The organism is Sphingobium terrigena, from assembly GCF_003591655.1.
GTDB lineage: Bacteria > Pseudomonadota > Alphaproteobacteria > Sphingomonadales > Sphingomonadaceae > Sphingobium > Sphingobium terrigena.
Genome location: NZ_QVRA01000001.1, coordinates 337,748 through 351,232 on the forward strand (window position 1 = coordinate 337,748; position 13,485 = coordinate 351,232).

At 65.2% G+C, this 13,485-nt stretch carries 12 protein-coding genes; 5 read left to right on the plus strand and 7 right to left on the minus strand.

Features of this window, described 5'->3' with window-relative positions:
* Nucleotides 1–24 precede the first annotated feature (24 nt).
* Together D0Z70_RS01630 and ruvA are read right to left on the minus strand one after the other, a co-directional pair.
* Nucleotides 25–351 (minus strand): GIY-YIG nuclease family protein, encoded by a 327-nt coding sequence (locus D0Z70_RS01630; RefSeq protein WP_119743651.1) that lies wholly within the window; start codon nt 349–351, stop codon nt 25–27.
* 72 nt (nt 352–423) lie between these two features.
* Nucleotides 424–1,032, minus strand: a complete 609-nt coding sequence (gene ruvA, locus D0Z70_RS01635) for a Holliday junction branch migration protein RuvA (protein WP_119743652.1) — start codon at nt 1,030–1,032, stop codon at nt 424–426.
* Between the two features lie 127 nt (nt 1,033–1,159).
* Here ruvA and D0Z70_RS01640 point away from each other — a divergent pair, with 127 nt between their 5' ends.
* Both D0Z70_RS01640 and D0Z70_RS01645 read left to right on the plus strand, forming a co-directional pair.
* A complete protein-coding gene (locus D0Z70_RS01640) occupies nt 1,160–1,735 on the plus strand; it encodes a Clp protease/crotonase-like domain-containing protein (protein ID WP_119743748.1) in 576 nt (191 codons plus the stop codon).
* A gap of 7 nt (nt 1,736–1,742) precedes the next feature.
* The gene (locus D0Z70_RS01645) at nt 1,743–2,393 is read left to right on the plus strand and encodes a DUF1345 domain-containing protein (RefSeq protein ID WP_119743653.1); all 651 of its coding nucleotides are present in this window, start codon (nt 1,743–1,745) and stop codon (nt 2,391–2,393) included.
* Nucleotides 2,394–2,399: 6 nt separating this feature from the next.
* Here the strand turns inward: D0Z70_RS01645 and D0Z70_RS01650 are convergent, their stop codons facing one another.
* The gene (locus tag D0Z70_RS01650) at nt 2,400–2,717 is read right to left on the minus strand and encodes a hypothetical protein (protein ID WP_119743654.1); all 318 of its coding nucleotides are present in this window, start codon (nt 2,715–2,717) and stop codon (nt 2,400–2,402) included.
* A 294-nt stretch (nt 2,718–3,011) separates the two neighbouring features.
* Between D0Z70_RS01650 and D0Z70_RS01655 the strand changes: the two genes are divergently transcribed.
* Nucleotides 3,012–4,313 (plus strand): methyltransferase family protein, encoded by a 1,302-nt coding sequence (locus tag D0Z70_RS01655; protein ID WP_119743655.1) that lies wholly within the window; start codon nt 3,012–3,014, stop codon nt 4,311–4,313.
* A 51-nt stretch (nt 4,314–4,364) separates the two neighbouring features.
* On the opposite strand, the gene D0Z70_RS01660 is transcribed toward D0Z70_RS01655, so the two are convergent.
* Nucleotides 4,365–5,738 carry a glutamate--cysteine ligase gene (locus D0Z70_RS01660; protein WP_119743656.1) on the minus strand — a complete coding sequence of 458 codons (1,374 nt, stop codon included), beginning with the start codon at nt 5,736–5,738 and terminating at the stop codon, nt 4,365–4,367.
* Nucleotides 5,739–5,838: 100 nt separating this feature from the next.
* The gene (locus tag D0Z70_RS01665; RefSeq protein ID WP_119743657.1) at nt 5,839–6,585 is read right to left on the minus strand and encodes a 16S rRNA (uracil(1498)-N(3))-methyltransferase; all 747 of its coding nucleotides are present in this window, start codon (nt 6,583–6,585) and stop codon (nt 5,839–5,841) included.
* Nucleotides 6,586–6,741: 156 nt separating this feature from the next.
* Between D0Z70_RS01665 and ubiA the strand changes: the two genes are divergently transcribed.
* Nucleotides 6,742–7,644: a 4-hydroxybenzoate octaprenyltransferase gene (ubiA, locus tag D0Z70_RS01670; protein WP_119743658.1), complete on the plus strand. Its 903-nt coding sequence runs from the start codon at nt 6,742–6,744 to the stop codon at nt 7,642–7,644.
* The gene (locus D0Z70_RS01675) at nt 7,641–9,101 is read left to right on the plus strand and encodes a phospholipase D-like domain-containing protein (RefSeq protein ID WP_119743659.1); all 1,461 of its coding nucleotides are present in this window, start codon (nt 7,641–7,643) and stop codon (nt 9,099–9,101) included. The genes ubiA and D0Z70_RS01675 overlap by 4 nt, the downstream gene beginning before the upstream one ends.
* A 3-nt stretch (nt 9,102–9,104) precedes the next feature.
* Here the strand turns inward: D0Z70_RS01675 and D0Z70_RS01680 are convergent, their stop codons facing one another.
* Nucleotides 9,105–12,548, minus strand: a complete 3,444-nt coding sequence (locus tag D0Z70_RS01680; protein WP_119743749.1) for a chromosome segregation SMC family protein — start codon at nt 12,546–12,548, stop codon at nt 9,105–9,107.
* A gap of 185 nt (nt 12,549–12,733) precedes the next feature.
* Nucleotides 12,734–13,468, minus strand: a complete 735-nt coding sequence (locus tag D0Z70_RS01685; RefSeq protein ID WP_182913806.1) for a thioredoxin domain-containing protein — start codon at nt 13,466–13,468, stop codon at nt 12,734–12,736.
* Between the last annotated feature and the right edge of the window lie 17 nt (nt 13,469–13,485).

A 13,485-nucleotide genomic window follows, 5' to 3' on the forward strand; every position in this document is an offset into this window, starting at 1 on the left:
CAACTTCGTCATGCTGAACTTGTTTCAGCATCCATCGTGCGTCAAACGCTGATGGATCGGTGGCAAGCCGAGGTTGACTGCCAGATCGACCCAATCGGGATTTTCCGCCTCGATAAGATTGATCTTCCACTGACGATGCCAGCGCTTGAGCTGCTTCTCGCGCAGGATGGCCTGCTCCATCGTATCGCACATCTCGAAGCGAACGAGGCGATGGACGCCATATTGGCTGGTGAAGCCGGGGATTGCCTCTGTCCGATGTTGTATCAGCCGAGCGATCAGGTTGGACGTCACGCCGATGTAGAGCGTGCCGTAGGGCTGGCTGGCGAGGATATAGACGCATGGTTGCTTCATCGACACCCCCCTTCGGCTTGTGCGGCCCAATGGATGCTGAAACAAGTTCAGCATGACGGGTGGAGGCGCACATCACTTCGCCGCCTTCCGCAGCGCCAGCCGCACCAGTGCGTCGAGGCTGGCGCTGTCGCCGAGATCTGCTTCGGCGGCGGCGACGGCGGTGCTGGCTTCATGGGGTTTGAAGCCGAGATTCTGGAGCGCGGAGAGGGCATCGGCGGCGAAGCTGCCGGTGGGGAGGATGGCGATGCCGCCTGCGCCGACCGGGCCGCCAGCCGGGGCCGCGCCGATTTTGTCCTTCAGTTCGTTGACGATGCGCTGGGCGAGTTTGGGGCCGACGCCGTTGGCTCGCGCGATCATCGCCTTGTCGCCCATGGCGACGGCGCGGTGGAGTTCGAGCGGTTCGAGCGCGGACAATATCGCCAGCGCCACCCGCGATCCCACGCCCTGCACATGGGTGAGCAGCCGATACCAGTCGCGTTCCTCCGCGCGGGCGAAGCCGACGAGGCGGATCGAGTCGGCCGCGACCAGCATTTCGGTGTGGATCGTCACCGCTTCGCCGATGCTGCCCAGCGCCGCGAGCGTGCGCGAGGAGGCGCCGACGAGATAGCCCACGCCCCCGACATCGATGATGGCATGGTCCAGCCCGGTGCTGTCGAGCCGTCCTTTCAATTTTGCGATCATGTCCGCTGCCCCATGGTCATGATCTGTTCTTTACAGCCTCCCGCGCGCGGCGCCAGCGCAAAAGCGCGGCACCTTTTGCCCGCCCATGCGTAGTGCAGCGCGAAACCGCAATTTTAGGGACGTGATGATGTTGATGACTGCGCCGATGCTTGGCCCCAGAGATTTTGAATATCCGTCGATCATGCTGTCGGGCGTGGTCGATCATGGCATGTATCTGCATTTCAAGAATTGCCTGGCCAATGCGCCGCAGCAGGGGCTGGTGGTGGTGGAGATTTCCACGCTGGGCGGCGACCCGGAGATTGCCCGGCTGATGGGCGAGGATATCCGCTTCCATTCCGACCTCTATCCTGAGCGGCGGCTGGTGTTTCTGGGGCGCACGGCGGTCTATTCGGCGGGCGCGACCTTCATGAGCTTTTTCGCGACCGAAAATCGCTATGTGACGCGCGGCACGCGGATCATGATCCATGAGCGGCTGATCACGAAAAATATCCAGCTGGCCGGGCCATTGTCCACCTGCATTGCGACATTGAAGGCGACGCTGAACGAAATCCAGTCGTCGATCGCGATCCAGAATGAGGGGTTCCAGAATCTGATCCTGGGATCGGACATCACTATGGAGGAGCTGCTCGAAAAAGCGCCGGAAAACTGGTATATGGAGGCCAATGAGGCGCAGGCGCGCGGATTGATCGCCGCCGTGCTATGATCGGGGCATGAGCCGCACCCGTCCCCGCCAACCGATCTTCCCCTGGCGCTATGGCATGTTCCTGGCGCTGCTGGCGATGGCAGCGCCGCTGGCGCTGTGGCTGCGCTGGCATGAGGCGGTGATGGCGGGGTTCGATATTGCGGCGCTGGCCTTCATGGCGTCGGTCGTACCGCTGATCCGCGCCGATCCCGACGCGATGCGGGCCAAGGCGAAGGCCAATGACGCCAATCGCGAACTGATGCTGCTGCTGACCGCGATCGTCAGCCTGGTCATATTGGTCGCGGTCGGCGTGGCGGTGAGCCAGCATGGCGGGCCTAAGACGGCAGTGGTCGCCTTGCTGCTGGTGACGCTGCTGATCGCCTGGCTATTCTCCAACCTCGTCTATGCCATGCATTATGCCCATATCTTCTACCGGGCGGACAGGTCTCAGGCGGATGGGGGCGGCGGCGATTGCGGCGGGCTGGATTTCCCGGAGACAAAAGAGCCGGGCTATTGGGATTTCCTCTATTTCGCCTTCACGCTGGGGATGACGTTCCAGACGTCGGACATATCGGTCACCGACAGTGGGGTGCGGCGCACCGTGCTGTTTCAGTGCCTCGCCGCTTTCCTGTTCAACCTTGGCATATTGGCCTTCACCATCAACGTGCTGGGCGGCTGATCGGCCCTAGGCGGCTGTGTCGATGGGGCCGCGGCCTTGCGACTGGCGCTGTTTGCGGGCGCGGGGCGTGCCGTCGTCCATATTCATGTGGCGGACGGTCCGCCACCATTCGGGCAATATGGGCTTGAGCAGCGAAAGGCTGCCGCTGCGGGGCGTGGCATACCAGTCGTCGCCGACGCGCTGAAAACGCCAGACCGGATCGCAGTTGAGCGGCACGCGCTCAAAGCCGGGCTGGCCATCGGGGCTGGCAGGGTTTGGAATTTCCTTCAGCTGGGCAGGGATGTTGCGGACGCTGCCATCGGGAAATCGCACCGCAATCGTCATCTCCTGTCTCCATTGTCGAAGGTTATGCAATGGGTAACGCACTGAGATACAAAGGGTTCATCGCCTTGCTATAGGTTAAGATGATTCTTGTCGGATGCAATCCAACGTCATGCTGAACTTGTTTCAGCATCCATTTCTCGTCACGAGCGACGGCTTTTGGGGCACGATGGATGCTGAAATAAATTCAGCATGACGAAGGAAAGCGGGGTAGCGTTTCATATGCGATCCTCCCTGTCGGATGGGGCGAGGTCAACCTTCACCGCTTGCTTACCCTTTTGCGCTAGAGCGAGGATCATGCGCGATTCTGCCGATCCCTGCCCCCCATCCGCCGTCAGCCATGGCGTGGGCATTGCTGGCCTTGTCGGCCTTGGCCTGTGGACGCTGGTGGCGCGCCATTATGGCATGGACGGACCCAATGCCGGGCTGGCCGCCGTGGTCGCCTGCGGCCTGCCGATGATATTATGGTCGCTGGTGGTGGACAAGGTGCATCGCAACGCATCGACCGGGATCGACTGGCGCGGCCCGGCAAGGCCAGTGCGCGACGTGATCGACATCAGCATCGTCAAAATCGCCGGGCTGTGGGCGACCTGGCTGACCATCGCGATCTTCTATTGCATCGCCCGCTGGTACTGGAGCGGCAACTATCGTTTTTCGATGGACCTGTTCACCGCGGCTGCGCCGTGGCTGCTGGCATTGTCCATCCCTTACATCCTCTGGATCGACCGGCGGCTGGTACAGCCCAAGGATGCCAGTTACAGCTTTGGCCAATGGGTGATCGGTGGCGCGGCGGGCGCGCCCGATATGGCACAGGTCGCGCACCACGCCCGCGCCTGGACCGTGAAGGGCTTTTTCCTGGCCTTCATGGTCTCGATCGTGCCGGGCAATTTTGCCAGCGTGGTCAATTGGCGGATCGAGGAGGCCTTTGCCAATCCGGTGGCGCTGGCCGGTTTCCTGATCGCGGTCATGTTCATGATCGACGTCTGTCTGGCGACGGTCGGCTACATACTGACCTTCAAGCCGCTCGATTCGCACATCCGCACTGCGAACCCCTATCTGGCGGGCTGGGTCGCGGCGCTGATCTGCTATCCGCCCTTCGTGCTGATGGGCGGTGGCGGGCCGCTCGATTATCATGCGGGCGGGGCGGAATGGGACTATTGGACGCAAGGGTCCGGGGTGCTGCAATGGATGCTGGGAGGGTGGCTGGTGCTGCTGACCGGCCTCTATGCCTGGGCAACGGTGGCGTTCGGCCTGCGCTTTTCCAACCTGACCCATCGTGGGATTTTGACGCACGGGCCGTATCGCTGGACCCGGCATCCGGCCTATCTGGCGAAAAATCTGTTCTGGTGGTTTTCGGCGCTGCCTTTCCTGAGCGTGTCCGGTTCGATGGCCGACATGGTGCGCAATTGTGCGATGCTGGCGCTGACCAACGCGGTCTATTATTGGCGCGCGCGGACGGAGGAACAGCATCTGTCCGCCGACCCGGACTATCGCGCCTATAGCGACTGGATGGAGCGCAACGCCCCGGTGCCGCGCTTCTTTGCGTGGGTGACGGGGCGCAAGCGGGCGGTAGCACAGGTGATTCAGGCGGCTGAATAACTCTAAATCCTCCCCTTAAAGGGGAGGAATTTCGCTTGATCCAATGCGACTCTAAAAACTTTCTTCCGCATAGACTTTGCTGACGTCGCCACCCCATTCGCCATGATAGCGATCGAGCAGCCGTTCGGCATGGGTCTTGCCGGACGAGACGACCTCTTCCAGATCGGACAGGTAGCCGGTTTCATTGTCGCCTGCCGCATTGAGGCGACCGCGTGCCGCGAGGCCTGAGCGCGCGATGTCGAGCGCGGGGCGGGCGATGTCGCGCAGGGTGCGGCCCTTGCCGATCGGTGCGTCGAGGCCGAGCTTCGGCACGGAATCGCGCAAGATCTGCCGATCTTCCATGCTCCAGTCCTTGACCAGATCCCAGGCCGCATCGAGCGCGCCCTGATCGTAGAGCAGACCGACCCAGAGCGCAGGCAGGGCGCAGATGCGACCCCAGGGGCCGCCATCGGACCCGCGCATTTCGAGGAAACTTTTGAGCCGGACTTCGGGGAAGGCGGTGGAGAGATGATCCTCCCAATCCTTCTCGGTCGGCTTTTCGCCCGGCAGGACCGAGAGTTTGCCATCGAGGAAATCGCGGAAGGACAGGCCGGAGGCGTCGATATATTTGCCGTCGCGATAGACGAAATACATCGGCACATCGAGCGCATAGTCGGCATAACGCTCGTACCCAAAGCCTTCCTCGAACACGAAGGGCAGCATACCGGTACGCCCCGGATCAGTGTCCGACCAGATATGGCTGCGGTAGGAGAGGAAGCCGTTGGGCTTGCCTTCGGTAAAGGGCGAATTGGCGAACAGCGCCGTGCCGAGCGGTTGCAGGGCGAGGGAGACGCGGAATTTCTTGGCCATGTCCGCTTCGCTGCCATAGTCCAGATTGGTCTGGATAGTGCAGGTGCGCAGCATCATGTCCAGCCCCATGGAGCCGACGCGCGGCATGTGCCGCAGCATGATCTCGTAGCGCCCCTTGGGCATGATCGGCAATTCCGCGCGCGTCTTGTCGGGCCACATGCCCAGGCCGAGGAAGCCCAGGCCCAGCATGTCGCCGACATATTTCACCTGTTCCAGATGGCGACCGGTTTCAGCGCAGGTCTGGTGAATATTGTCGAGCGGCGCGCCGGACAGTTCCAGCTGACCCGCCGGTTCCAGGCTGATCGTGCCGTCGGTGCCGGACAGGGCGATGATATTTTCGCCCTCAAACACCGGGTTCCAGCCATAGCGGGTCAGGCCGATCAGCAGCGTGTGGATGCCGCCCTTTTCCTCATAGGAAGGGGCGTGATGATCCTTGCGGCTATAGACGAATTTTTCATGTTCCGTGCCGATGCGCCAGCGATCCTTGGGCTTTTCGCCCTTGGCAAAGGCCGCGATCAACTGGTTGCGGCTTTCGATGACGGGATCTTCACCCGCTGAGTCGGTTCTGGTGCTCATGCCCCGCCCTTAATGCTTCCCCTCGGCCGGTCAAACAGTGACCGGCGATGATCAGATAGGCTCTGTCTATAAACGGTTCAATCCAATGGCGAAATGAAACTTAGTGCCAGTCGCCGTTGAGGGTCATCCACGCCGCCGTCGCGGCGATGGCGGCGGTTTCGGCGCGCAGGATGCGGGGGCCGAGCGAAACCGGCACGGCGCGCGGATGGGCGCGGATCGTTTCGCGTTCGGCAGGGTCGAATCCGCCCTCCGGCCCGATCAGGAAAGCGGCGCCGCCGGGGTGGGCGGCAAAGGCGGTGGTCAGCGGCGCACCGCCGGTTTCGTCGGCGAAAAACAGGTGGCGATCCTGCGGCCAGTCTTTCAGCAGCGCGTCGAGCTTCACCATGGCAGCGAGGTCCGGCAGGGTAGTGCGGCCGCATTGTTCGGCGGCTTCGACCAAGTGAGCGTGCAACCGGTCGAGGTTGAGCTTGTCCACCACCGCGCGGCGGGTCAGGACCGGCTGAAGCTTCGCCACCCCCAATTCGCACGCTTTTTCGGCGATCAGGTCGATGCGGCCCTTCTTGATCGGGGCGCAGCATAGCCAGAAATCGGGGACGGATTCGGGCGCTTTGGTCTGGCTGACACATTCAAGGATCAGGTCGCGCTTGCGGATGTCGCGGGCGCGGGCGGCCCATTCGCCGGAGCGGCCATCGAACAACAGGACGATGTCGTCGGGCTTCACCCGCATGACGCTGATCAGATAATGGGCCGGATTGCCATCAACCGGCACCGACACGCCGTCCCCCAACTGGGTTTCGACATGCAGGCGCGGCGCGCTTTGCGGCGGCCAGGCGGGGGTTGCGGTCATCAACGTCACTCCATGCACGGTCAGGACGACTTGTCGAGTGCGCCTTTATCCTCTTTATAGCGCTATGTGCTCCCGCGAAAGCGGGAGTCCAGTCCAGACGGCGGAACTGGGCTCCCGCTTTCGCGGGAGCACGCATGTCCGGATTGGAGCATAGGGTTGAACCAGACGATCGTCCCCGACAGCCAGGCACGTGGGCTGCTGGCGCGGCTGCCGGACGCGCCGCGCGCGCTGGTGCAGATGGCGCGGTTCGACCGGCCGATCGGCTGGTGGCTGCTCTTCTGGCCCGGTGCCTGGGCGGTGGCGCTGGCGGGAGGCGGCTTTGCGCGCTGGTCGTTGATCTTGTGGCTGCTGCTGGGCAGCATCGTCATGCGCGGGGCTGGGTGCGTGTTCAACGATATTGTCGACCGCGATCTGGACCGCAAAGTGGCGCGCACGGCCGCGCGGCCGCTGGCGAGCGGGGCGATGCGGGTGCGCACGGCATGGCTGTGGCTCGTGGCGCTGTCTCTGGTCGGACTGATCGTGCTGCTGCAATTACGCCTCTATGCGCAGATCGTGGCGCTGGGCTCGCTGGCGCTGGTGGCGGCTTACCCCTTCATGAAGCGGATCACCGGCTGGCCGCAAATCTGGCTCGGCCTCGTCTTTTCCTGGGCGGCTTTGGTGGGGTGGAGCGAGGTGATGGGGGCGCTGACCCTGGCGGGAATTTCGCTCTACGTCGGAACCATTTTCTGGGTTGTGGGCTATGACACCATCTACGCGCTGCAGGATCGGGAGGACGACGCGCTGATCGGCATTGGTTCCAGCGCGCTCTCCATGGGGCGGCACGTCCGGGCGGGCGTGGCGTTTTGCTATCTGTGCGCGCTTGGCCTGTGGGCCGGGGCAATCTGGCAGGTGCGACCGCAAGCGCTGGCGCTGGCCGCGCTGCTGCCGGTGGCGGCGCATTTGCTGTGGCAGATTGCGACGCTGCGCGAGGATGGCGTTGATCCGCTGGCCAAATTCCGCTCCAACCGTTTTGCCGGATTGCTGATGTTCCTGGGATGCCTAGTGGTCGGCAGCGCATGAGCGCGGGACCGAAACCGGGCGAGGATTGCTGGCGGATCGCGCGGGCGACGCGGGCCAGCACGATCATCGACGCGGACGCCTATTTCCGCCATGCGCGCGCCGCGATGCTCAAGGCGACGCGGCGGATCATGCTGATCGGCTGGGATTTCGACGCCGCGATCACGCTGGTCCGTGAGGATGAGGCCGATGATGGCGCGCCAGTAGTGATCGGCGATTTCATCAGCTGGCTGGTGGAGCGGACGCCGGAGCTGGAGATATTCCTGCTGCGCTGGGACATTGGCGCGATGAAGTCGATGGTGCGACCGACCAACCTGTTCACGACGCTCAAATGGATGGCGCATCCGCGCGTGACGGTGAAGCTGGACAGCCATCATCCGCCCGCCGCGTCGCACCATCAAAAGATCGTGGTGATCGACGATTGTTTCGCCTTTTGCGGCGGCATCGACATGACGGGCGACCGGTGGGATACGCGGCATCATCGCGATGAGGAGCCGGGGCGGTTGCATCCCGACGGATCGCCTTATGGTCCCTGGCATGATGCGACCACGGCGCTGATGGGGCCGGTCGCGGCGGCGCTGGGTGAACATGCCCGCAATCGCTGGGTCGGTGCGGGTGGCGACGCGCTGCCGCCGATCGAGGGGGTGCAGGATTGTTGGCCGGACACTCTGCCGGTGCAATTTACCGATGTGGACGTGGCCATTGCCCGTACCGCGCCCAAAATGGATGATCAGGACGAACTGACCGAGATTGAGCGGCTCTATTGCCGCCAGATTGCGGCAGCCAGGCGCTGTATCTATGCCGAAAGCCAATATTTCGCGTCGCGCCGGATTGCCGAGGCGATCGCCAAACGGCTGATCGAAGCGGACGGGCCGGACATCGTCATCATCAATCCGACCCAGGCCGATGGCTGGCTGGAGCAGCAGGCGATGGACACGGCGCGCGCGCGCCTGTTCGAGGCGCTGAAGGCGCGCGACGCCCATGGCCGCCTGCGCATCTATCATCCCTTCACGATGCGCGGCGTGCCGATCTATGTCCATGCCAAGATCTTGATCGTCGATGATCGGCTGATTCGGATCGGGTCGTCCAACATGAACAACCGCTCGATGCGGCTGGACACCGAATGCGACGTGACGATCGACACGGCGCTGCCCGCCAATGCCGGGTGGGAGGACAAGATCCGCGCGATTCGCGACGATCTGATCGCCGAACATCTCGACCTGCCGGTGGAGCGGGTGGCAGCGGTGATCGCGCAGCGCGGGCTGGTCGCGGGGATCGAGGAGATGCGCCAGAAGCCGGGCCGGACGCTGCGCCCCTATGAGACGCCGGACCTGAACGATGTGCAGGCGTGGCTGGCCGATCATGAAGTGCTGGACCCCGAAGGCCCGGACGAAATGTTCGAGGCGGTCAGCGAACGCGGCCTGTTCCGCCGGATGAAGGGCTGGTTCGGGCGGGGGTGAAGGCTATTCCGCCGCCAGCAATGCCTCTGCGCTCTGGAGGTTGACCGAGACGAGGCGGCTGACGCCGCGTTCGACCATGGTGACGCCGAACAGGCGGTGCATCCGGGCCATGCTGACGGCATTGTGGGTGACGATGAGGTAGCGGGTCTGGGTCTGCGCGACCATGGCGTCGAGCAGGTCGCAGAATCGCTCGACATTGGCGTCGTCGAGCGGCGCATCGACCTCGTCCAGCACGCAGATCGGCGCGGGGTTGGTCAGGAACAGGCCGAAGATCAGCGCTACGGCGGTCAGCGCCTGTTCGCCGCCCGACAGGAGCGTGAGCGCCGCGAGTTTCTTGCCCGGCGGCTGGGCCATGATCTCCAGCCCCGCCTCCAGCGGATCGTCGCTGTCGATCAGCTCCAGATGCGCCTGCCCGCCGTTGAACAAGGTGGTGAAGAGGCGGCGGAAATGGCCGTCGACCGCCTCGAACGCGGCGAGGAGGCGTTGGCGCCCTTCGCGGTTCAGGCTGCCGATCGATCCGCGCAGACGGTGGATCGCCTGGGTCAGTTCCTCGCTTTCGGCGCGGCTGGTCGCCTGCACCTGTTCCAGTTCCTCCAGTTCCTGCGCCGCGACGAGATTGACCGGGCCAATCCGCTCACGATCGACACTGAAACGGTCATGATCGGCCTGTTCGGTCTGGGCGAGCCGGATCTCGGCGCTGGCGAAGCCCAGTTTTTCGGGCAGCAAGGGCGGCGGACATTCAAAGCGTTCGCCCGACAGTCGATTGGTTTCGATCCGCCGTTCGTCGGCGGATTCAGCGCGGGCAATAGCGGTGGCGCGGGCTTCGCGGGCGGCGGCAAAAGTTTCGCCAGCATGTGCGGCTCGCTGTTCGGCTTGGCGCAAGGCGGCTTCGGCCTCCTGCTCGGCGCGGCGGGCGGCATCGGCGGCGGCGATGAGGGTTGCGCCCTGATCGTCCAGCGATGCGATGGCCTGCGCCAGCGCGTCGGGCTGGCCTTCGATCGTCGCACGTTCGGTTGCGATCTCTTCGCCGCGCGCGACCATGGCGGCGATACGCCTGGCCGCTTCACCCGCGCGGGCGCGCCAGCCCTTGATCTCCACGTCGGCGGCACCCTGTCGTTCGCGGTCGCTCGACAAGGCGCGGTCGGCCAAGGCCTGATCGGCCTGCAACTGGCTGACGGCGGCGCGGGCCTTTTCGCTCGCCTGTGCCAGCGTGGTGACGAGGGTGCGCGTTTCGGCCCCGTCGGGCATGGCGGCGCGGGCGGATTGGGCACTGTCATGATCGGCGCGGGCAGCGTCAGCGTCGCGCCGCGCCTCTACCAGTCGTTCCTCTATTCCTTCGCGCCGCCCGGCCAGCCGTTCGAGCGCGGTGGTCGCCTCGTCGGCGGTGCGCAGCGCGGTGCGCAGGCTCTGGTCTGCCTGGGCGAGCTGGGTGCGGCCGTTGGCGAGGGCTTCGCTGGCAGCCTGCTCGCGGGCCTTGGCGTCCTGCTGCGCGGCGTTGGCAGCATCGACCTGCGCCTGGGCGGCTGGACGGGCGGCGGCGATCGCTTCCAGCCGGTTGAGCCGGATCAGCCGCTCCGCCGCTGCCGCGCCGCCTTCGATCGCCACATAGCCGTCCCATCGGCGCAACTGGCCATCGCGGGTGACGAGCCGCTGGCCGACGGCAAGGGGCTGGCCCTCGTCGCTGTCGGCGACAGCGATCTGAGCCAGACGGCGGACGAGTTCGGGCGGGGCGGTGACATGGGCGGCGAGCGGTGCGCAGCCATCGGGGAGCGCGGGATCGCTGGCCAGCGAGGGCGCGCCGGCCCAGCGGCGCTTGCCGTCCTGTGCGATCGGCGCTTCCAGATCGTCGCCCAGTGCTGCGGCCAGAGCGCGTTCATAGCCGGGCGCGGCCTTAAGCATGTCGAGCGCGCGGGTGCGGCCGCCGGGGCCGCTATCGACCGCGCGCTTGAGCGCGGCGGCTTCGCTGTCGAGCGCGGCCAGTGCAGCACGGGCGGCGGAGAGCGCGCCTTCGGCGGCGGCGCGCTGTTCGCTGGCGGACTGGCGCGCGGCTTCGGCGGCGTTGATTGTGGCTTCGGCAGTGTCGCGGGCGGCGCTGGCCTGTTCTTGCGCGGTGATGGCAGCGGAGCGCTGGGTTTCGAGCGGGCCGGGATCAGGAAGAGCGGCGGCTTCGTTCGTCAGCCGCTGAACCTCGCGTTCGCTGCGCTCCAGACGGCTGCGGGCGGCAACCAGTGCGGCCTCAGCGACCCGCAATTCGGCCTGTTCGCCCGCCTGCTTGGCCATTGCCTTGGCCAGATCCAGCTCGGCGTCGCGCGCGCCATCCTCGGCACTGGCGATGCGGCTGGCAAAATCGGGGCGCAGCTTTTCGGTGTCGGCGATCCGGGCTTTCAATGTCGCGATTTCGGCGGTGAGGCGCGCAATGGCGTCAGCGGCGTCATTGGCGAGCGTGCCTTCGCGGGCGCGATCCTCCTCCAGCCGGGCGGCCTGCTGGGCGAGGTCATGCAGCCGCCGGACCACGCCGTCGCGCTCTGTGCGCAGGGTGGCGAGGCGGTGGCCAGCCTCGCTCGCGTCATCGCGGGCGCGCTGGGCGGCGGCGCGGCGGTCGGCCAATGTGGCGAGAGCGGCCTGCGCATGGGCGGCGGCGGCGAGTTGCGCTTCTTGCGCGGCGGCGACGGCGGCGTCGGCGTCTTTCGCCTGCGCGCGGGCGGCTTCGGCGCTGGCATGGGCTTCGCGCCAGCGGGCAAAGAGGGTGCGGGCCTCGGCGATGCGAATCTGGTCGGACAGGCGGATATAGCGTTCGGCGGCGCGGGCCTGACGGCGCAGCGCATTGGCGCGGGCGTCCATGTCGAGCAGGATTTCAGCCAGCCGGGCGAGATTGGCTTCGGCGGCGCGGAGCTTCTGTTCGGCGTCCTTGCGCCGGACGTGCAGCCCGGCGATGCCCGCCGCTTCCTCCAGCATGGCGCGCCGTTCCTGCGGTCGGGCGGCGATGACGGCGGCAATGCGGCCCTGACTGACCAGCGCCGGGCTGTGCGGGCCGGTGGCGGCGTCGGCGAAGATCAGCGACACGTCCTTGGCGCGGACGTCGCGGCCATTGGCTCTGTAGGCGCTGCCCGCGCCCCGCTCTATCCGGCGGGTGACCTCCAGTTCGCCGTCCGCGCCGACATCCACGGCGGAGAAAAGCTCGCCCTGCTCCTGCACGGTGAGCAGCGAGACTTCGGCAAAGTCGCGCTGGGGCCGGGTGGCGGTGCCTGCAAAGATCACATCCTCCATGCCGCCGCCGCGCATGGATTTGGCGCTCGATTCGCCCATGACCCAGCGGATCGCTTCCAGCAGGTTGGATTTGCCGCAGCCATTGGGGCCGACGATGCCGGTCAAGCCGGGTTCGATGCGTAATTCGGTCGCATCGACGAAGCTTTTGAAGCCGGAAAGCTTGAGCCGCTTTATTTGCATTTTTGTTGGCTGCGCCAGGACCGCACCGGCCCACACCCCCACCCGGCCGCCCAATCAGGATACACTGTGGGAGGCCGGGTGGGGGTGTGGGCCGGTGCGGCGCAGCACAAAGACGCGCCGGGGTAGCGCATTGCCGCCCCGGCCTTCTCGCATTTATGCGCTGATGTTCGCCCCCCGACGCCCAATCAGATCCCTGCTTCCTTGAGCTTGGGCTGGAGCGTCGCCCAGTTGGCGACATTGTCGACCAGCACGCCGTTGATAAGGAAGCTGGGGGTGCCGGTGATCTGATACTGGCTGTTGGCCGCCTCGACGCCCTTGGCCAGCTTTTCCGCCGATGCGGTGTCGGCGAGGCATTGTTTCGCCTGATCTTCGGCAATGCCGCGCTGCTTGGCGAAATCGACCAAGCCCAGCGCGCCCGCCAGCTTGCCGAAACGCTCTGCCGGGGGGGCGCTCATCAGTGCCTGATAGGGCTGGTCGCCCAGTGCCTGCGCTTTCTCGAACATCGCATTCTGGTTGGCGAAAAACTGTTCGGACAGGGGATAGAAAATATCCTTGCCGCCGCAACGGGCCAGCAGCGCGGTCGAAATGTCGATCGGGTCGCGGACATAGGTGCGGAATTCAAAGCTCATCTTGCCGGTGTCGACCAGCTTCTTGATTTCCTCCGAGGCTTCGGCGGAAAAATCCTTGCAATGGCTGCAGGTGTAGGAACCGAACTCGACCAGCTTGAGCTTGGCCGCCGGATTGCCCATCAGATAATAGCCGTCGGCCGTTTCCGCGACGGTTTCCGACCAGGTGGCTCCCGCTGGCGGGGCGACGGCGGCGATGGCTTCGCCTTTGGGCGTGGCCCCCTCTTCGCTCTTGCCACAGGCAGCGAGGGTCAGGGACAGGGCGATAAGGGCAACACCGGACAAGGCTTTCACGACGGGCAAGGCTCCGA